18 protein-coding genes are annotated in these 19,693 nt (G+C 61.7%); 8 read left to right on the top strand and 10 right to left on the bottom strand.

The features are described 5' to 3' along the window. Window positions 1–17: 17 nt before the first annotated feature. The 4 genes from JJJ17_RS00720 to cysQ all read right to left on the bottom strand — a co-directional run bounded on the left by JJJ17_RS00720 (window position 18) and on the right by cysQ (window position 4,085). Window positions 18–1,076 carry a glycosyltransferase family 2 protein gene (locus JJJ17_RS00720; protein ID WP_325168739.1) on the bottom strand — a complete coding sequence of 353 codons (1,059 nt, stop codon included), beginning with the start codon at window positions 1,074–1,076 and terminating at the stop codon, window positions 18–20. Continuing rightward, the gene (galE, locus tag JJJ17_RS00715; RefSeq protein WP_200683077.1) at window positions 1,073–2,059 is read right to left on the bottom strand and encodes a UDP-glucose 4-epimerase GalE; all 987 of its coding nucleotides are present in this window, start codon (window positions 2,057–2,059) and stop codon (window positions 1,073–1,075) included. The genes JJJ17_RS00720 and galE overlap by 4 nt, the downstream gene beginning before the upstream one ends. Before the next feature lie 16 nt (window positions 2,060–2,075). Beyond that, on the bottom strand, window positions 2,076–2,972 hold the full coding sequence (locus JJJ17_RS00710) for a UTP--glucose-1-phosphate uridylyltransferase (RefSeq protein WP_200683074.1): 897 nt from the start codon (window positions 2,970–2,972) through the stop codon (window positions 2,076–2,078). Window positions 2,973–3,287: 315 nt separating this feature from the next. Continuing rightward, on the bottom strand, window positions 3,288–4,085 hold the full coding sequence (gene cysQ / locus JJJ17_RS00705) for a 3'(2'),5'-bisphosphate nucleotidase CysQ (RefSeq protein WP_200683071.1): 798 nt from the start codon (window positions 4,083–4,085) through the stop codon (window positions 3,288–3,290). Between the two features lie 129 nt (window positions 4,086–4,214). Here cysQ and JJJ17_RS00700 point away from each other — a divergent pair, with 129 nt between their 5' ends. The 8 genes from JJJ17_RS00700 to JJJ17_RS00665 all read left to right on the top strand — a co-directional run bounded on the left by JJJ17_RS00700 (window position 4,215) and on the right by JJJ17_RS00665 (window position 13,741). Further along, window positions 4,215–5,036 carry an ABC transporter permease gene (locus JJJ17_RS00700; protein WP_200683069.1) on the top strand — a complete coding sequence of 274 codons (822 nt, stop codon included), beginning with the start codon at window positions 4,215–4,217 and terminating at the stop codon, window positions 5,034–5,036. Between the two features lie 215 nt (window positions 5,037–5,251). Then, complete coding sequence (gene dnaK / locus JJJ17_RS00695) at window positions 5,252–7,171, top strand: molecular chaperone DnaK (RefSeq protein WP_200683067.1); 1,920 nt, start codon at window positions 5,252–5,254, stop codon at window positions 7,169–7,171. A gap of 80 nt (window positions 7,172–7,251) precedes the next feature. Further along, complete coding sequence (dnaJ, locus tag JJJ17_RS00690) at window positions 7,252–8,415, top strand: molecular chaperone DnaJ (RefSeq protein WP_200683065.1); 1,164 nt, start codon at window positions 7,252–7,254, stop codon at window positions 8,413–8,415. A gap of 59 nt (window positions 8,416–8,474) precedes the next feature. Beyond that, window positions 8,475–9,248 carry a RadC family protein gene (gene radC, locus JJJ17_RS00685; RefSeq protein ID WP_200683064.1) on the top strand — a complete coding sequence of 258 codons (774 nt, stop codon included), beginning with the start codon at window positions 8,475–8,477 and terminating at the stop codon, window positions 9,246–9,248. Window positions 9,249–9,461: 213 nt separating this feature from the next. Then, entirely contained in the window at window positions 9,462–10,022 is a 561-nt protein-coding gene (petA, locus tag JJJ17_RS00680) for a ubiquinol-cytochrome c reductase iron-sulfur subunit (protein ID WP_200683063.1), read from the top strand. A gap of 12 nt (window positions 10,023–10,034) precedes the next feature. After that, the gene (gene petB / locus JJJ17_RS00675) at window positions 10,035–11,357 is read left to right on the top strand and encodes a cytochrome b (RefSeq protein WP_200683062.1); all 1,323 of its coding nucleotides are present in this window, start codon (window positions 10,035–10,037) and stop codon (window positions 11,355–11,357) included. Between the two features lie 12 nt (window positions 11,358–11,369). Further along, on the top strand, window positions 11,370–12,740 hold the full coding sequence (locus JJJ17_RS20615) for a cytochrome c1 (protein WP_200683061.1): 1,371 nt from the start codon (window positions 11,370–11,372) through the stop codon (window positions 12,738–12,740). Window positions 12,741–12,862: 122 nt separating this feature from the next. Further along, the gene (locus JJJ17_RS00665; protein ID WP_200683060.1) at window positions 12,863–13,741 is read left to right on the top strand and encodes a ribokinase; all 879 of its coding nucleotides are present in this window, start codon (window positions 12,863–12,865) and stop codon (window positions 13,739–13,741) included. 3 nt (window positions 13,742–13,744) lie between these two features. Here the strand turns inward: JJJ17_RS00665 and phoB are convergent, their stop codons facing one another. The 6 genes from phoB to JJJ17_RS00635 all read right to left on the bottom strand — a co-directional run bounded on the left by phoB (window position 13,745) and on the right by JJJ17_RS00635 (window position 19,663). Beyond that, on the bottom strand, window positions 13,745–14,434 hold the full coding sequence (gene phoB / locus JJJ17_RS00660; protein WP_200683059.1) for a phosphate regulon transcriptional regulator PhoB: 690 nt from the start codon (window positions 14,432–14,434) through the stop codon (window positions 13,745–13,747). Between the two features lie 4 nt (window positions 14,435–14,438). Next, a complete protein-coding gene (gene phoU / locus JJJ17_RS00655; protein WP_200683058.1) occupies window positions 14,439–15,161 on the bottom strand; it encodes a phosphate signaling complex protein PhoU in 723 nt (240 codons plus the stop codon). 23 nt (window positions 15,162–15,184) lie between these two features. Beyond that, window positions 15,185–15,982, bottom strand: a complete 798-nt coding sequence (pstB, locus tag JJJ17_RS00650) for a phosphate ABC transporter ATP-binding protein PstB (protein WP_200683056.1) — start codon at window positions 15,980–15,982, stop codon at window positions 15,185–15,187. Window positions 15,983–16,002: 20 nt separating this feature from the next. Then, window positions 16,003–17,355 carry a phosphate ABC transporter permease PstA gene (gene pstA, locus JJJ17_RS00645; protein WP_200683054.1) on the bottom strand — a complete coding sequence of 451 codons (1,353 nt, stop codon included), beginning with the start codon at window positions 17,353–17,355 and terminating at the stop codon, window positions 16,003–16,005. Next, complete coding sequence (gene pstC / locus JJJ17_RS00640) at window positions 17,352–18,557, bottom strand: phosphate ABC transporter permease subunit PstC (protein WP_200683053.1); 1,206 nt, start codon at window positions 18,555–18,557, stop codon at window positions 17,352–17,354. The genes pstA and pstC overlap by 4 nt, the downstream gene beginning before the upstream one ends. Before the next feature lie 77 nt (window positions 18,558–18,634). Beyond that, on the bottom strand, window positions 18,635–19,663 hold the full coding sequence (locus tag JJJ17_RS00635; protein WP_200683052.1) for a substrate-binding domain-containing protein: 1,029 nt from the start codon (window positions 19,661–19,663) through the stop codon (window positions 18,635–18,637). Window positions 19,664–19,693 lie beyond the last annotated feature (30 nt).

The following is a 19,693-nucleotide window of genomic DNA, read 5'->3' as shown; positions in this document are numbered from 1 at the left end:
GCAGGCATTTTCACAATTCAGGGGGTTTCGTCCAACCAATCCCCGCTCCCCATAAGCTGAAGGTCCAGCAATTGTCGCCATCCTTCATATCTTACCGACCGAGGATACCAGAAGGTCGGCGCCTCTGTCAGGTGCTGATGATAGACCCTGTAGGCATCAGGATCACTGAAATGCTGCCGCCGGACCAGTTCTTCCTGCGACCTGCGCACGATATCGGGAAGAAACTTGCCATGAAGCAACACTCCCGACAGTTGCAGCTTTCCTGGGCCGTCGTAAAGATCGTTCAGCGCGGGTGGCAGCGCGGAATGGGTCGAATTCACGTAGGCATAGCGCCAGTTCCAGCGGATCAGCGGCAGTTTGTTCAAGGTCGGCGCACGGTCCGGGGTCTCGGCAAAGAATATCCGCTCACGCACCCCGCCCTGCACCCAACGGTTGCGTTTCGGCGAAATCGCCGTGCTGCGATAGGGTTCGGCGTCGAACCATTGCAGCCGACTGGTCAGGGGGGCGTCTTCAGCGGCTTCCGGCTGATCCAATGGACCCTGCGGATAAAGGTCCAGCATCAGCGCGCCCATCCCCGGAATGCCGCGCTGATCCAGATGCGCGGTCAGCATCTTCAGATCGCGACGGTCCCAATCAGGATAGATCAGCAGCTCATCGGCATCGACGGTCACGCACCAATGCCCTCTTCCGTGACGCAGTAGCAGCGCACCCAGCCAGTCCATGCCGAAACGCGCCGCCCGATAGCTACCCCCTGCCCGCCACAGCGACAGGTCGGGCTGGTCCCGCAGCATCTGCAGCGAGCCGTCATCGCTGTCATTGTCCACGATCAGAAAATGATCCACGCCAAGGCGGCGATAATGGTCCAGAAACTCCGGCAGACGCGCAGCTTCGTTACGGATGGTCGCGAAAGCAAGAATCGCGCCGGGCGTAATCTGCGATGTGCGATCCACTAACGGCACCAGCGCCCGGCCTGCCCGGATCGCACGCCAGATAATCTCTCGCCGTTTCCAGCGAAGCCGATAGCGCAGCCAGAGGCGGCCCAGAGATCGATTTCTCCAGCCGCCCGTGTCGCTCACCTGTCGTAATGGCCGTTCTGATGCCAGCGCCAGGCGTCGCCGATCATCTGTTTCATGGTCGAGCGGTCGGGCGTCCAGCCAAGTTCCGCCTTGGCCCGCGTGCTGCCGCAAACCAGCTTGACCGCATCGCCACCCCGGCGCGGACCATCCTGCATCGGAACTGCGCGGTTGGTGACAAAGCCCGTCGCATCGACCACCTCGCGAACGGAAAAACCGTCGCCGGTGCCAAGACAGAAAACCCGGCTGCCCTTATCCGCGCGCAGCCATTCCAGCCCTTTCACATGCGCATCGACCAGATCCATCACATGAACATAGTCGCGAATGCAGGTGCCGTCCTCCGTCGGGTAGTCGGTGCCGTGGATGGTCAGCGCGTCCCGGCGGCCATCAACGGCATCAAGGATCAGCGGGATCAGATGCGTCTCGGGGCGGTGGAATTCACCGACCTCGCCGTCCGGGTCGGCACCCGCGACGTTGAAATAGCGAAAGATCACATGGCGCAGCCCGTGCGAGGCGCCGAAATCGACCAGCATATCCTCGATCGCGCGCTTGCTGGCGCCATAGGCGTTCAGCGGGTTTTGCGGCGTATCTTCGTCCAGCACCTCGCCATCGCGGTCGCCATAGGTCGCGCAGGTGGAACTGAAGACGAAATCCAGACAGCCGGCGTCGATGGCCGCTTCGATCAGGTTCAGCGAGCCGCTGACATTGTTCCGCCAATATTTCCCCGGCTCGGCCATCGCTTCGCCAACCTGACTCAGCGCCGCGAAATGCAGGACGGCGACGGGTTTATATTCATCAAAGGCTGCATCCAGCGAAGCGCGATCCAGCAGATCGGCCTGCACAAGCGGGCCGAATTTAACCGCATCACGCCAGCCGGTTGAAAAATTATCCAGCGTGACGGGCCGATAGCCCGCCGCCGCCAATGCCTTGCAGGCGTGCGAGCCAATATAGCCCGCGCCGCCCGTTACCAAAACATTCTGCGTCATTTCACCGTCCAAACGGTTATTCGGCAGCGCGGCGCAAGGCCATCACGTCATGGAGATATTCGGCAAATTCTTCCGACAGCTCCGGCCGTTCCAGACCGAACGCGACGGTCGCCTGCAGGAAGCCCGCTTTCGAGCCGCAGTCGAACCGCTGCCCGCGGAAGCGCAGCCCGAACACGTCGCGACCCGCGGCAATGTCGTCAGCAATCGCATCGGTCAACTGGATCTCACCGCCCGAACCTGCCTTCAGCTTGTTCAGGTTCTCCATCACGGTCGGCGCAAGGATATAGCGACCGATCACCGCAAGGTTCGACGGCGCGGTGCCCGCAGCAGGTTTCTCGACCATGCCGCGCACCTTGACGATGGCGCCCATATCTTCGGCGACGTCGAGAACACCATAGGCCGAGGCTTTCTCGGGGGCGACTTCCATCGTCGCCACCATGCTGCCGCCGGTCTCGCCATAGGCCTCGATCATCTGCTGAAGGCAGGGCGGCTCGCCCATGATCACGTCGTCGGTCAGGATGACCGCGAAGGGTTCGTCATCAGCAACCAGACGACGACCGCACCAGACGGCATGGCCCAGGCCAAGCGCCTTGTGCTGGCGGATATAGGCGATGGCGCCGGATTCCATATTGGTGCCGCGAAGGATTTCCAGCAGCTCATTTTTGCCGGATTTCCGCAGGCTCGCTTCCAACTCGTGCGCGTGGTCGAAGTAATCTTCAAGCGCGCCCTTGCCGCGCGAGGTCACGAAGATGAATTCGGTGATGCCTGCGGCCCGCGCCTCATCGATCGCATACTGGATCAAAGGACGATCCACGAGGGTCATGATTTCCTTGGGAATGCTTTTGGTCGCGGGCAAAAACCGCGTACCCAAACCAGCCACGGGGAAGATGGCCTTCGTTACCTTACGATTCATTTGTCTGGCACCTTTATTTCAACACTGCCTTCACCAGCCCTGATCGGACGGACCGGGAGGTAACGTCTGACAGCCGAAATGGCTGCACTGATCACAACGCAACATAGCGACCTCGGCGAATTTGCGCCAATGCAATTGCTGCAGGTGAGCAAGAATCTGAACAAATCGGTGCAATAACCGCCCGATTTTCGCGTCGCGGCCCAGCTTCCCAGAGTTTTCAGAGCGGCAGCCATCGCGGAAAATCGCGCGGACCGTGTCGGCAAGCTTTAGCCCGGGGCGCCGATTCGATCCGGCGCCCACAATCCGTTCAAGTGTTTATTCTTTCACCAGCAGCACGCCCGGAGCAAAGGCAATGAAGAACGGGTTCTCATAACCCGGCTTGCCATAGGTCAGACTGGTATGATCATCAAAGCGCACCACTTCGCCACCGGCACCGCGCAGCACCGCATCGCCTGCTGCCGTATCCCACTCCATCGTCCGGCCAAGGCGCGGATAAAGATCGGCCTCTCCCGTCGCAACCAGACAGAATTTCAGCGAGGAACCGGCACTGGTCATGTCGCGGACGCCATATTGCCCGATGTAATTGTCGGTGGCTGCATCGCGATGCGATTTCGAGGCAACGACCATCAGCGCGCGATTGTCAGGCATCGGGTTGACCCCGATCGCCGCAACCTCGCCGGGGGCATCACCGAACGGTGCCTGCTCTTCGACCGAACGACCGTCTGCCGTGGTATAGAAAAGCCGCCCCTTGGCCGGGGCATAGACGACCCCGCGCAAGGGCACGCCATCCTCGACATAGGCGATGTTCACCGTGAAATCGCCACGTCGCTGAACGAATTCCTTGGTCCCGTCCAGCGGGTCCACAATCAGAAAGGTTCGCGCGGTCAGACCGTGGGTCGCTGCCTGCTCTTCGGTGACCAGCGTCACATCGGGGAATGCCTCGCGCAACCCGGCCGAGATCAGCGCATCTGCGGCCTCATCCGCGGCGGTAACGGGCGAATCGTCGGACTTGGCCCGGACCTCGAAATCTTCCGCTTCATAGATTTCCATGATCTTCGCCCCGGCTTGCAGCGCCAGACGGCGCATTTCGACGGTCAATCGATCAAATTCCATCTATTTCCCCTTCCAGACAGGCATGCAGCACTTACCCGCGCGATTGTCGCATGGGCGATGCCTCCTTATGATGGGCGTGGAAGGCTTCGGCAAGCATGACCGCCGGGCCACCCGATTGGAGTCACGGATTTGTTCGTTCAGCCTCGAAACCGCACCGCGTTGCATGCTGCGGGAAGCACGCTGGCGCTGATCTATCACCAGACCGTCTATAACCTTCGGACCGAGCATCGGAATGCCGTGATCGGGCTGTTGCTGACAATTATGCAAACCGTGATCTTTCTGTCGGCGTTTCTGGTGATCTACGTGGTGATGGGCATCAGAAGCTCGCCCATTCGGGGCGATTTCATGCTGTACATGATGTCCGGCATTTTCCTGTTCATGCTGCATGTTCAGGCGTCCGCGGCGGTCTCGGGCAGCCATTCGGTATCCGGGCAGTTGAACAAGCACGAACCGCTCAGCCCGGCGGTGCTGATCTCGGCTGCGGCGCTTGGGGTGCTATACCGGCAGACCATAAGCTGCGTCGCGGTGCTTTGGATGTACCACGTCCTCGTATCGCCGGTGGAGATCGAGAATGTTCCCGGCGCATTGGCAATGTATATGCTGTCCTGGTTCTCGGGCGCCTGTATGGGGCTGGTCTTTCTGGGCATCCGGCCATGGTCGCCACGCGGCGCGAAGGTGGTGACGACCGTTTATCAACGCGTCAATATGTTCGGGTCGGGGAAGATGCTGGTCGGCAATATGATCCCCAACATCGTCCTGCCATGGTTCCTGTGGAATCCGCTGTTCCATGTCATCGACCAGATGCGCGGCTTCGTTTTCATCAACTACAATCCGCAGAAATCGAGTCCGACCTATGCACTGTGGTTCGCGCTGGCGACGATGATGGTCGGACTGCTGATCAACTTCACCACCCGGAAATTCGAATCGATCAGCTGGTCCGCTGCCGAATAGATGATGACCCGGCAAGATCACCCGATTTCGGTCGGAAACATGCTGCTGGCGCTGAAAATTGCGCCTCTCGGATGCTTGCGGGCCTGAAATGCATCCCTATATACACCCCCGAAGCGTTCGGGCATGTCCGAACCAATCAATCAATGGGATCTCGGGCCTCAGGGGCCGCAACGGACCTGAAGCCCCGCAAAATCGCCGCAAGAAGGGTTTAATATATGTCTAAAGTCATCGGCATCGACCTTGGCACCACCAATAGCTGCGTCGCCATCATGGACGGCAGCCAGCCCAAGGTGATCGAGAACAGCGAAGGCGCCCGTACGACGCCGTCCATCGTCGGCTTTACCGAAAGCGAGCGTCTGGTGGGTCAGCCCGCCAAGCGTCAGGCCGTTACCAACCCCACCAATACCGTCTTTGCCGTCAAGCGCCTGATTGGCCGCCGTATCGGCGATGAAGCCGTTGAAAAGGACAAGAAACTTGTTCCTTACGCCATCGTCGATGGCGGCAATGGCGATGCCTGGGTTGACGTACGGGACGAGAAATATTCGCCGTCGCAGATCAGCGCGATGATCCTTCAGAAGATGAAGGAAACCGCCGAAAGCTATCTGGGCGAGCCGGTCACGCAGGCCGTCATCACCGTTCCGGCCTATTTCAACGACGCCCAGCGTCAGGCCACCAAGGACGCCGGCAAGATCGCCGGTCTGGAAGTCCTGCGCATCATCAACGAGCCGACCGCAGCCGCATTGGCCTATGGTCTGGACAAGAAGGAAACCAAGACGATCGCGGTCTATGACCTCGGCGGCGGCACCTTCGACATTACCATTCTGGAAATCGACGACGGCCTGTTCGAAGTGAAATCGACCAACGGGGACACGTTCCTTGGCGGCGAAGACTTTGACATGCGGATCGTCAGCTATCTGGCTGATGAATTCAAAAAAGAACACGGCGTTGACCTGACCAAAGACAAGATGGCGTTGCAGCGCCTCAAAGAGGCGGCTGAGAAGGCCAAGATCGAACTGTCCAGCTCCAGCCAGACCGAGATCAACCAGCCGTTCATCTCGATGGACAAGAACTCGGGCACGCCGCTGCACATGGTCATGAAACTGACCCGTGCAAAGCTGGAATCGCTGGTCGGCGATCTGATCAAACGCACGATGAAGCCGGTTCAGGACGCGCTGAAAGATGCAGGCGTCTCGAAATCCGACATCGACGAAGTGGTTCTGGTCGGCGGTATGACCCGGATGCCGAAGGTGATCGAAGAAGTGACCGCCTTCTTCGGCAAGGAACCGCATAAAGGCGTCAACCCGGACGAAGTTGTGGCGCTTGGCGCGGCCATTCAGGCCGGTGTTCTGCAAGGCGACGTGAAAGATGTCGTGCTGCTGGACGTGACCCCGCTGTCGCTGGGCATCGAGACGCTGGGCGGTGTCTTCACCCGTCTGATCGACCGCAACACCACGATCCCGACCAAGAAGTCGCAGATCTTCTCGACCGCCGAGGACAATCAGAACGCGGTGACCATCCGCGTCTTCCAGGGCGAGCGTGAAATGGCTGCCGACAACAAGCTGCTGGGCCAGTTCAACCTTGAGGACATCCCGCCCGCGCCGCGCGGTCTACCCCAGATCGAGGTGACCTTCGACATCGACGCCAACGGCATCGTGTCGGTCAGCGCCAAGGACAAGGGCACCGGGAAAGAGCAGAACATCACCATTCAAGCCTCGGGCGGTCTCAGCGATGAGGATATCGAGCGGATGGTGAAGGATGCCGAAGCCAATGCCGAGGCCGACAAGGGCCGCCGCGAATTGGTCGAATCCCGGAACCAGGCCGAAAGCCTGATCCATTCGACCAAAAAGTCGCTGGAAGAGCATGGCGACAAGGTTGACGGCTCGACCGTCGAAGCGATCGAGTTGGCCATTGGCGCGCTTGAGGAATCGCTGAAGTCGGAAGACGCCGGAAAAATCCGCGGCGGCATCCAGAACCTGATGGATGCGTCGATGAAGCTGGGCGAGGCGATCTACAAATCGCAGCAGGAATCGACCGGTGGCAGCAGCGACGACGACGGCGATGCGCCGCGTGACGTGGACGACGATATCGTGGACGCCGATTTCGAAGATCTCGGCGACAACAAGAAGCGCGGCTGATAGGGGCCGCCCCCGTTCTGGGACGGCCCGTGATCAATCGCGGGCCGTCCTTATTTTAGGGGATGCAAACGGGTAGAATGATGGCAAAGCGGTGCTATTACGAGGTTTTGGGCGTTTCGCGCGGGGCTTCGACCGAGGAAATCAAGAAGGCCTTTCGTCAGAAGGCGAAGGAGTTGCATCCCGACCGCAACAAAGACGATTCTCAGGCCGAAGCGCGCTTCAAGGAAGCGAACGAGGCTTATGATTGCCTGAAGGACGACCAGAAAAAAGCGGCCTATGACCGTTTCGGCCATTCGGCCTTTGACGGTGGCATGGGTGGGTTTGGCGCTCGTGGCGGCGCACATCCGGGCGATTTCGGTGCCGCTTTCGCCGATGTGTTCGAGGATCTGTTCGGCGACATGATGGGCCGTCGCGGTGGCGGCGGTGGTGGCCGGTCCCGTGCCCAACGCGGACAGGATTTGCGCTATAATCTGCGCGTCACGCTGGAAGAGGCCTATTCCGGGCTGCAGAAAAGCATCAACGTTCCCGGCTCGGTCGCCTGTGGCGAATGCAATGGTACCGGAGCGGAAGGCGCGACCCAGCCGACCAACTGTCCGACCTGCGCCGGGATGGGCAAAGTCCGCGCACAGCAGGGCTTTTTCACTGTCGAGCGGACCTGTCCGACCTGCGGCGGTCAGGGTCAGATCGTCAAGAACCCCTGCAAAGCCTGCCACGGTGCGGGCCGCATCGAACGCGACCGCACCCTGTCGGTGAACATTCCCGCGGGTGTCGAGACCGGCACCCGAATCCGTCTGGCGGGCGAGGGTGAGGCCGGTCTGCGCGGCGGCCCCTCGGGCGATCTCTACATCTTCATCGAGGTCAAGGAACACGCGATCTTCCTGCGCGACGGCAAGATTCTGGCCTGTCAGGTGCCGGTCACCATGGCGACCGCCGCGCTTGGTGGTGAGGTTGAGGTGCCGACCATCGACGGTGGCCGCGCGCGGGTAAAGGTGCCGCAGGGCAGCCAGTCGGGCCGCCAGATGCGCCTGCGCGGCAAGGGTATGCCCCCCTTGCGCCACGGCCCCGGCGCAACCGCCGAATCCGGCGACATGCTGATCGAGTTGGTGGTCGAAACGCCGGTCAACCTGACCGCCCGTCAGCGCGAATTGCTGCGCGAGTTCGAGGCCGAGAAGGCGGATAACAGCCCCCAATCGGCCAGCTTCTTCAACAAGGTGAAGGCGTTCTGGGACGACATGACGGGCTGAGCCCGCCATCGCAGCGCACTTAACCATTCTTTCATCGTCAAGGTGCCATGCTGCCCGGCATGGCCACGAATCGCACCTTCGGCGAAATGCCCCTGCCGCTTTTCTTTCCTGCCTCGGACGATGTTCCGGCGCAGGAACCGGGGGTGCATCAGAATGTCGCACCCTCTTATCTCGCCGATCATCGCGCCCGGCTGCGGGACCGTTTCATGCAAGGCGGCGCACAGGCAATGCCCGACTATGAACTGCTGGAACTTGTCCTGTTCCGCGCCATTCCCCGACAGGATGTAAAGCCGCTGGCACGTCGCCTGATCGAGGCTTTCGGCGATTTCAACCGCGTCATCAGCGCCTCTCCCGCCCGATTGCAGCAGATTGACGGTGCGGGCCCCGCCGTCGTGACCGAATTGAAAATTGTCGAGGCCGCAGCCCAGCGGATGGCGCGGGCCAAGGTACTGCACCGCCCCGCCTTGTCGGGGTGGCAGGCGCTTCTGGACTATTGTCACACGACCATGGCGCACCGCGAAATCGAACAGTTTCGCGTCTTATATCTGGATCGTAAGAACGTTCTGATCGCCGATGAAGAGCAGGGAAAGGGCACCGTCGATCACGTCCCGGTCTATCCGCGCGAAATCATTCGCCGCGCGCTGGAATTGAATGCCTCGGCGCTGATTCTGGTCCACAACCACCCCTCGGGCGACCCGACGCCATCGGATTCGGACATCGCCATGACCGCCAGGGTGATGCAGGCCGCCGACAGCATGGGGATCACGCTGCATGACCACCTGATCATCGGGAAATCCCGCGAACTCAGCTTCCGGGCGCAGAACCTTCTGTAGGCCAGCATACAGCGGGTCGAAAAGTTGAGCGAAATCGTCGCCCTGCGGCTCGCGACAAAATTCCAACAGATACGCGGGTATGGGGTGCGGCTGGCGGGCATATCGTCTGGACTGACGGATAATTGAACGCTAGAACCGCTGACGCAAGGCTGCGTTCACCGTGGCCCAGTATGACATAAGGCCGGTCACACGGCCCGAAACGGAGAATGACCCGTGTCCCACGCAGATGATCACGTAGGCACCCGGAGGGACTTCCTCTTTTATGCCACTGCGGGCGCAGGCACCGTGGCTGCCGGTGCTGCAGCCTGGACGCTTGTGAACCAGATGAACCCTTCGGCCGATGTTCAGGCGCTGTCCTCGATTCAGGTCGATGTCAGCGGTGTCGAGGTCGGCACCCAGTTGACGGTGAAATGGCTGGGCAAGCCGGTCTTCATCCGCCGCCGCACCCCCGAAGAGATCGAGGCGGGCCGCGCAGTCGAACTGAACGAGCTTGTCGATCAGGGCGCCGAGAACCAGAACAAGCCCGGCGAGCCTGCCACGGACGAGAACCGGACGCTGGACGAGGCTGGCGAATGGCTGGTCCAGATCGGCGTTTGCACCCATCTGGGCTGCGTTCCCATCGGTGACGGCGCTGGCGATTTCGGCGGCTGGTTCTGCCCCTGCCACGGCTCGCATTACGACACGGCAGGCCGCATCCGCCGCGGTCCGGCGCCGAAGAACCTGGCCGTTCCGCTGGCCGAGTTCATCAACGAAACCACCATCCAACTCGGTTAAGGGGGGCTTAACATGGCCGGTATTCCGCACGACCATTACGAGCCCAAATCGGGCTTTGAAAAGTGGCTGCATCGCCGTCTTCCGGTGGTCAGCATTCTCTATGATACGCTGATGATCCCGACACCGAAGAACCTGAACTGGTGGTGGATCTGGGGCATCGTTCTGGCCTTCTGTCTGGCCTTGCAGATCGTTACCGGCATCGTTCTGGTGATGCATTACACGCCGCATGTCGATCTGGCCTTCGCCAGCGTCGAACATATCATGCGCAACGTGAACGGCGGCTATATGCTGCGGTATCTGCATGCCAACGGCGCCTCGCTGTTCTTCTTCGCCGTCTATATCCACATCTTCCGCGGCCTCTATTACGGCAGCTACAAGGCTCCGCGTGAGGTCACCTGGATCGTCGGCATGCTGATCTATCTGCTGATGATGGCGACCGCATTCATGGGCTACGTGCTGCCCTGGGGTCAGATGTCCTTCTGGGGCGCGACCGTGATCACCGGCCTTTTCGGCGCCATCCCCGGCATCGGCGAATCGATCCAGGCATGGCTCTTGGGCGGACCGGCAGTGGACAATGCCACGCTGAACCGCTTCTTCTCGCTACATTACCTGCTGCCTTTCATCATCGCGGCGCTGGTGATCGTTCATATCTGGGCCTTCCACACCACCGGGAACAACAACCCGACCGGCGTCGAAGTGCGCCGCAGCTCGAAGGAAGAGGCAGAAAAGGACACCCTGCCCTTCTGGCCCTATTTCGTGATCAAGGACCTGTTCGCCCTTGGCATCGTGCTGGTGGTGTTCTTCGCCGTGGTCGGCTTCATGCCCAACTACCTTGGCCACCCGGACAACTATATCGAGGCAAACCCGCTGGCGACGCCTGCGCATATCGTGCCCGAATGGTACTTCCTGCCCTTCTACGCCATCCTGCGCGCCTTTGACGGCGATGTCTGGCTGGTGCAACTGGTGCAGTTCCTGTCCTTCGGCATCATCGACGCCAAATTCTTCGGCGTTCTGGCGATGTTCGGCGCAATCGCGGTCATGGCGCTGGTGCCGTGGCTGGATACCAGCCGCGTCCGCTCGGGCCGGTATCGTCCGCTGTTCAAATGGTGGTACTGGCTGCTGGCTGCCGACTTCATCATCCTGATGTGGGCCGGGGCGATGCCTGCCGAGGGGATCTATCCCTATATCGCACTGGCAGGCGCGGCCTATTGGTTCGCCTACTTCCTGGTGATCCTGCCGCTTCTGGGCGTCATCGAGAAGCCGGAACCGATGCCTTCGACCATCGAGGAAGACTTCAACGCACATTACGGCGCCAAAGCGCATCCGGCCGAGTAAGGAGAGCCTTCAATGACCCTGAGAACCAAGACGCTCACGGCTGTTGCGGCCCTGACGATCTCTGCCGGGGGCTTCGCCTTCGCGCAGACGGCCCCGACTGCTCCGGCTGAAGAGCCGGTGCAGACGCAGCAATCGACCGAAACCGAGGCTCCGGCAGCGGAAGCCCCTGCCGCCGAGGCAGAGGCTGGCGCAGAAGCCGAAGCCACAGAAGAACCGGCGGCTGAGGAACCGGCTGCCGACGATCAGGCGACCGGCGCAGATGACGCCCCGGCTGCGGACGCAACCGAGGCACCTGCAGAGGCCGAGGCTCCGGCTGAAGCAGAAGCGCCTGCCGAAGCTGAGGCTGAGGCGACGACCGAAGAACCTGCAGCAGATCCGGCATCCGAAACTGCTGCAGAGGAAAACCTTGAAGAGCAGCCCGCGCCGGAACCGACCGACGAGGCTGTCGAGGAAACCGGCGCCGAGCAAGAGGCCCCTGCCGGGACCGAGGCCGAAACCGGCGCAGAAGCCGAAGAGGCCGCTGCCCCGACCGAAGCCGTCGAGACCGAGGGCGAGGCTGCTGAAGCAGAGGCTGCTGCGGGCGATCCCGAAGCCGCCGATGACCACGGTGGCGCGGAAGGCGAAGAGCATGCCGCCGCCGATGCGGGCCACGGCACCCCGCATATCGAGGATATCTCGTTCAGCTTCGAAGGACCGTTCGGCAGCTTCGACCAGTTCCAGCTTCAGCGCGGTTTGCAGGTCTATACCGAGGTCTGCGCAGCTTGCCACGGCATGAAATTCGTGCCGATCCGCACGCTGGCCGATGATGGCGGCCCCGGCCTGCCGGAAAATCAGGTCCGCGCCTATGCGGCAAACCTGACGCCGATCTTCGACGACGAGTTGGGCGAAGAGCGTCCGCGCGTTCCGACCGACCACTTCCCGACCATCTCGGGAATGGGAATGGGCCCGGATTTGTCGCTGATGGCCAAGGCCCGCGCAGGTTTCCACGGGCCGCAGGGCTCGGGGATCAACCAGCTTATTCGCGGCATTGGTGGCCCGGAATATATCCACGCCATCCTGACCAGCTATACCGGCGAAGAAGTCGAGCAGGCTGGCTCGATCTTCTATCACAACACCGCCTTCCCCGGCGGCAATATCGGCATGCCCCCGCCCCTGTCGGCTGGCATGGTGACCTATGAGGACGGGACCGAGGCGACCGTGGACCAGATGTCCACCGACGTTGCGGCCTTCCTGATGTGGACCGCCGAGCCGAAGATGATGGACCGCAAGATGGTCGGCTTCTCTGCCGTGCTGCTGCTGTCGGTGCTGACGGCGCTGCTCTACTATACCAACAAGCGGCTTTGGGCGCCCCATAAGGGCAAGGGCCTGCACAAGCAGTCCTGATCCGACCCAACTGAACCTTGAAAGCGCGCCCCCAACCGGGCGCGCTTTTCGTTTGGCGGTTTCCGTGACTGGACAAGACCCGGCATGGCTGCAAGATCAGGGAAAACAACGGAGGGGCAGAAATGGCGATATGGAACCTTGGGTCGATCAATATCGATCATGTTTACCGGCTGCCCCATCTGCCCCGCCCCGGCGAGACGCTGGCCGCCCGCGATTTCAGCATGGGGCTGGGCGGCAAGGGCGCGAACCAGTCCATCGCGTCGGCGCGGGCAGGAGCACTGACCATTCATTTGGGCGCGATGGGCGAGGCCGATCAATGGGTGATCGACCGTCTGCGGGCCAGCGGTATCTGCACCGCGAATATCCTGCGCCTGCCTAATGAGGTGACGGGCCACGCGATCATTTTGCTGGATGAAGACGCCGAAAACTCTATCGTCATCCATCCGGGCGCGAACCGGGCCTTGACCATAGCCGCGCTGAAGGATGCGCTGGCGGGGGTTCAGCCGAACGATCTGATGCTGATCCAGAATGAAACGAATTGTCAGGTCGAAGCCGCCAAGGCTGCCCGGCAGATCGGCGCGAAGGTCATCTATTCCGCCGCCCCTTTCGACATCGAGGCGGTGCGGGCGATCCTGCCCCATGTCAGCATTCTGGCGATGAATGCGGGCGAATCCGAGCAGCTTTTCGCGGCGATCCCCGGCGATCTGCCGGTCGAGGGTCTGCTGATCACGCGCGGCGGCGACGGTGCGGAATATCGCGACCTGACGACCGGCGAAAGCTGGCAGCAACCGTCCTTCAAAGTCAAAGCCGTCGATACGACCGGCGCGGGCGATACCTTTGCGGGCTATTTCGCCGCCGCTCTGGATCGGGGCGATCCGATCCCCGAGGCGCTGCGCACCGCATCTGCCGCTGCGGCGTTGCAGGTCACCCGCAAGGGCGCGGGTGATGCCATTCCGATGCTTGAGGAAGTGGTGGCGTTTCTGGGCAAACAGGCGGGCTGAGGGTCAGCCCAAGGCGTAACCCGTGCCGCGCACCGTGCGGACCGGGTTTTCACCGCCATTCTGCATCAGCGCCTTGCGCAACCGGCCCACATGCACGTCGATGGTGCGCGTATCCACATAGATGTCGCGACCCCAGACCCGGTCCAGCAACTGTTCCCGCGTCCAGACGCGGCCCGGCTTTTCCATCAGCGTGGACAGCAGCCGGAACTCGGTCGGGCCCAGATGCAGCGCCTTGCCTGCACGGAAAACCCGGTGTTCGGCGGCATCCAGAATAATGTCCTCATAGCTCAGCCGTTCGCCCATCGTGGCCGGGCGGGTACGGCGCAACTGGGTGCGCAGGCGCGCCATCAGTTCGACCACCGAATAGGGCTTCACCACGTAATCATCCGCGCCGGTTTCCAGCCCGCGCACGCGGTCGCCTTCCTCGCTGCGCGCCGACAGCATGATGATCGGGATCGAGCGGGTGCCCGGATCGGCCTTGACCTGACGGCAAACCTCGATCCCGGACACCTTGGGCAGCATCCAGTCCAGGACCATCAGATCGGGCTGTTCCTCTTGCACCAGCAGCAGCGCATCTTCGCCATTGTCGGCGACGACCACGTCAAAGCCTTCGGCCTCAAGGTTATATTGCAAGACCTCGCGCTGCGCGCCCTCATCCTCGACCACAAGGACGCATGGTGCCTGTCGAGCCATCGGTTCAGCCTCCTGCCACGACATCAGCATCGCTTGGGACGCTGTTGGCCTTGGGCCGCGCATCATCCGGCAATTCGCCCGTGACCAGATAGATCACCTGCTCGGCAATCGAGGTGGCATGGTCGCCCATCCGCTCGACGTTCTTGGCCATGAAATGCAGATGCATGCAGGGGGTGATGTTGCGCGGGTCTTCCATCATGTAGGTCAGGAATTCGCGGAACAGCGCGTTATACATCTGATCCACTTCCAGATCGCGCTGGCGCACATCCTCGGCCAGATCGGCGTCGCGGCGGATATAGCTGTCCAGCGCGTCCTGAAGCATCTTGCTGACCGTCTGCGACATCCGGCGCAACGCAATGGCCGAGCCGTCGATCACCGGCATCTGCGACAGAACGGCGGTGCGTTTCGCCATGTTCTTGGCGTAATCGCCCACCCGCTCCAGCGAGGCGGCGATCTTCATCACCGCCAGCACCATGCGCAGATCGGTCGCGGTCGGTGCGCGAAGGGCGATCAGGCGGGCTGCGTCTTCGTTGATCTGCGCCTCCAGCGCGTCGATCGACTTGTCGCGGCGGCGGACCTGTTCGGCCAGTTCTTCATCCCGGCCCTCCAGCGCGCTGGCGGCATCGGTGATGGCGGCTTCGACCATGCCGCCCATCTTGACGACCTGCGCCTGAATCGTCTCAAGATCGCGGTCGAAGGCTGACGAGATATGCTTGTCGCGGTTCATTCTGAAATTGCTCCCTGCAAATGTCAGCCGATGCGGCCGGAAATATAGGCCTCGGTCCTGCTGTCCTGCGGCTTGGTGAAAATGTCGTCGGTTTCGCCATATTCGACCAGATTGCCCAGGTGGAAGAAGGCGGTCTTCTGGCTGACGCGGGCAGCCTGCTGCATCGAGTGGGTGACGATCACGACCGAGAACTGCTCGCGCAATTGATCGATCAGCTCTTCGACCTGACCCGTGGCAATCGGGTCCAGCGCGGAACAGGGTTCGTCCATCAACAGCACCTCGGGCGCGGTCGCCACGGCGCGGGCGATGCAGAGGCGCTGCTGCTGACCACCCGACAGGCCGGTTCCCGGCTCTTGCAGACGGTCCTTGACCTCGTTCCACAGGGCGGCGCCGCGAAGGGCCTTTTCAACGATCTCGTCAAGCTCTGCCCGGTTGCGGGACAGGCCGTGGATGCGCGGGCCGTAAGCCACGTTGTCATAGATCGATTTCGGGAAGGGGTTCGGCTTCTGAAACACCATGCCGATCTTGGCGCGCAGCTGCACCGGATCGACGCGACGGTCATAGATATCTTCGCCATCCAGCGCGATCTTGCCTTCGACGCGGGCAATCGGGATGGTGTCGTTCATCCGGTTGATGCAGCGCAGAAAGGTTGACTTGCCGCAGCCCGACGGGCCGATAAAGGCGGTCACGGTCTTGTCTAGGATGTCCACATCGACATCCTTCAGCGCGTGTTTGTCACCGTAATAGACCTGCACCCCACGGGCTGCGATCTTGATGTCGGTCTGGCTCACGGCGTTCTCCACTCGGTTCATGTCGTACATATTGGCCTCCTTGGACCGGATTACCACCGACGCTCGAATTTGCGGCGCAGGTAGATGGCCAGCAAGTTCATGCAAAACAGGAAGATCAGCAGCACGATGATCGCCCCCGAAGCACGTTCGATGAAGGCCGGGTCCGAGCGCTGCGTCCAGTTATAGATCTGCACCGGCAGGGCCGAAGCAGGGTCGAACAATCCTTCCGGCGGCGAGGCGGGGAAGTTCTTCACGAAGGCCACCATGCCGATCAACAGAAGCGGGGCGGTTTCGCCCAAAGCCTGCGCCAGACCGATGATCGTGCCGGTCAGGATGCCGGGCATCGCCAAAGGCAGGACGTGGTGAAAGACCGACTGCATCTTCGAGGCACCGACCCCAAGCGCCGCATCGCGGATCGAGGGCGGCACGGCTTTCAGCGCCGCGCGGGTCGAGATGATGATTGTCGGCAGCGTCATCAGCGTCAGCACCAGACCCCCGACAATCGGCGCGGATTGCGGCAGACCGGCGAAGTTGATGAAGGCGGCAAGGCCAAGGATACCGAAGACGATGGACGGCACCGCCGCGAGGTTCGAGATGTTCACCTCGATCACGTCGGTCCAACGGTTCTTCGGCGCGAATTCCTCAAGATAGATACTGGCCGCAACGCCAATCGGCACCGCAAGGAACAGCACCACCAGCATCATGTAAAGCGACCCCAGAATGGCCACCCCGACGCCCGCCGCTTCCGGGCGTTGATCGGATGCGTCCGGGTTGCTCAGGAAATGCCAGTTGAATCGGGTGACCATCAGGCCACGGTCGCGCAGCTCATCCGCCAGCATCAGTTGCTGCGGCGAGGTGTTGTTGTCGCGCTCGGCGCTGGCCAGCGTGACGCGGCCTTTGAAGTAGCCATCGACACGGCCATTCGCCAGCACATCGACCTCGATCGTTTGGCCGACCAGTTCCGGGTCGGCCAGAACGCGGCTGCGCACCTGCGCCGAGGCATCCTTGGAAATCAGCCCCTTGATCTCGGCCTCGGTCAGGCCTTCGATCTGGATATTCTCGCGGGCGACGGTCGCCTCGACCGCGGCATCCAGCACCTTGCCATAGCCAAGGGTCAGCACCTTGGACATTTCGCCGGGGTCGCGGTTGCCTTTCGGGTCAAGCACCTGCGCATTCAGTTCGACCGGAATGGCCAGATAGGTCTGCCGGAACGCGCCCGAGCCATCGCGGAAGATGGTGAACAGCAGCACCACCAGCGCAAGGACGGCGATGCCGATGGCGGTCGCGCCATAGATGCGGAAGCGTTTCTCGGCGGCGTTGCGGCGACGGGTGCGGGCGTCGGGCTGCATCAGCGTGCCTTTGGTCGCACCGGAAACGGGGTTGGACATGGGCATATCGGTCATTCGTACTGCTCGCGATATTTGCGCACGATGTAGAGCGCGACCACATTCAGGGCGAGGGTGATGATGAACAGGGTCAGGCCAAGGGCAAAGGCCACCAGCGTCTCGGGCGAGTTGAAATCGCTGTCGCCGGTCAACTGGCTGACGATCTTGACGGTGATCGTGGTCATCGCCTCGAACGGATTAAGCCCAAGCTGCGCGGCGGCACCGGCGCCCAGAACCACGATCATCGTTTCGCCGATGGCACGGCTGGCCGCCAGAAGGACGGCGCCGACAATGCCGGGAAGGGCGGCAGGCAGAACCACCTGACGAATGGTCTCGGACGGGGTCGAGCCTAGGCCCAGGGCACCGTCACGCAGGCTTTGCGGCACGGCGTTGATGATATCGTCGGACAGCGAGCTGACGAAGGGGATCAGCATGATGCCCATGACCAGCCCGGCCGTCAGCACGGACGAGGCCGAATTGCCCAATTGCAGCGGCTGCGCGAAATAGTCGCGCAGCATCGGCCCGACGACGACCAGCGCGAAAAGGCCGTAAACAATGGTCGGGATACCGGCCAGAACCTCGATGGCGGGCTTGGCAAAGCTGCGCACCCGCTTGCTGGCATATTCGGACATATAGATCGCGGCGAACAGCCCGACCGGGACCGATACGATCAGCGCGATGAAAGAGATATAAAGTGTGCCCCACAGCAGCGGCAGGATGCCAAGCTGCGAATTCCCCTGAAAACGCGGGGTCCATTCGGTGCCGAAGAAGAAGGTTTTCCAGTCATAGACCTGAAAGAAGCGGCCCGTTTCGAACAGCAGCGACAGCACGATGCCCGCCGTGGTCAGGATCGCGATCAGCGAGCACATGATCAGCAGCCCAAGCACGATCCGTTCGACGGCGTTGCGGGCCTGAAAATCGCGGCCAATGCGGGTCGCGGCCCAGCCCAGCCCAAGAACCGAGGCTGCCAGCGCGATCAGGCCAACAATGGTCCCGGCTTCGGCGGTGATGACACCTGCCATGCGCAGGATCGAGGCGATGGCCAGAACTGCCAGCGCCGGCATCAGCGCGGTCAGGGCGACGCTTGCGCCGTGATAGGTGGGGCGGCTGTGCAACTGGCGCACATCGGGCCCGGCTGCGGCGAATGCTCGGCTGCGGCCAAGCAGGTAGCCCGCAAAGGCCAGAAGCAGGCTGGCAAACAATGCCCAGGACAACGGCATATGGGCGTTCCTTCCTTACTGAAGGGGCGAAACAGGGTGACCGGGCGAGGCGCGCATCGCGCCCCGCCCGTGCCGGATCATTGCATCGTGGTTTCGTTCGCGACGGCTTCCTGCGTCGCGGCCAGTTCCGGGTCCGAGACCAGACCGTATTCGGCCAGCGGACCATCAGGGCCTGCCAGTTCGTCCGACACGAAGAATTCGACGAATTCCTTCAGACCGGCGATTTCACCGATATGGGCTTTCTTCACATAGAAGAACAGCGGGCGCGAAACCGGGTATTCACCCGAAGCGATCGTCTCGGTCGAGGGGGTGACGCCGCTGATCGTGCCGACTTTCAGCTTGTCGGTGTTGTTTTCGTAGAAGGACAGGCCGAACACGCCGATGCCGTTGGGCGAGCTGCCGATGCGGGCCAGCGTCTCGGTATAGTCGCCGTCGATATCGACCGATTTGCCGTCGGTGCGCAGCGTCATGCAGGCTTCTTCGGCGGCATCTTCATCGCCCAGTTCAGCGGTAAAGACTTCCAGCGCGCCGGATTCTTCGCAGCCAGCCAGAATGACTTTTTCCTCGAACACTTCGCGGGTGCCGTGCTTGGTGCCCGGAACGAAGGCCAGAATGTCCTGCTCGGGCAGTTCCGGGTTCACATCGCTCCATTTGGCAGCGGTGTTGTCGGCCATCTTGCCGTCAACGACGACCTTGGCGGATAGTGCGTTGAACCAGTCAGCCGGGGTGTAGGCGAAATCCGGGCCATCAACGGTGTTGGCGAAGACGATCCCGTCATAGCCGATGCGGACTTCCATGATGTCGGTTACACCATTGGCGGTGCAGGTCTCACGCTCGGCATCTTTGATCGGGCGGCTGGCATTGGCGATGTCGATGGTGTTTTCGCCGACGCCTTCACAGAATTTTTGCAAACCGCCGCCGGTGCCGCCGGATTCCACGACCGGAACCGGGAAGTCGGTGTTCTCGCCGAAGACTTCGGCAACGATGGTGGCGTAAGGCAGGACGGTGGACGAACCCGACACCTGAACCTGATCGCGGGCAGCAGCGGCAGTAGCCGAGGCGGCGATCAAGGCGAGGGCCGAGACGGTGAATTTCACGGTGGACATGGATCTCTCCTGAATCGGTCTGTGCCCGAA

The organism is Paracoccus caeni (assembly GCF_016629665.1).
Lineage (GTDB): Bacteria > Pseudomonadota > Alphaproteobacteria > Rhodobacterales > Rhodobacteraceae > Paracoccus > Paracoccus caeni.
This window is presented reverse-complemented; position numbering and strand designations above follow the sequence as displayed.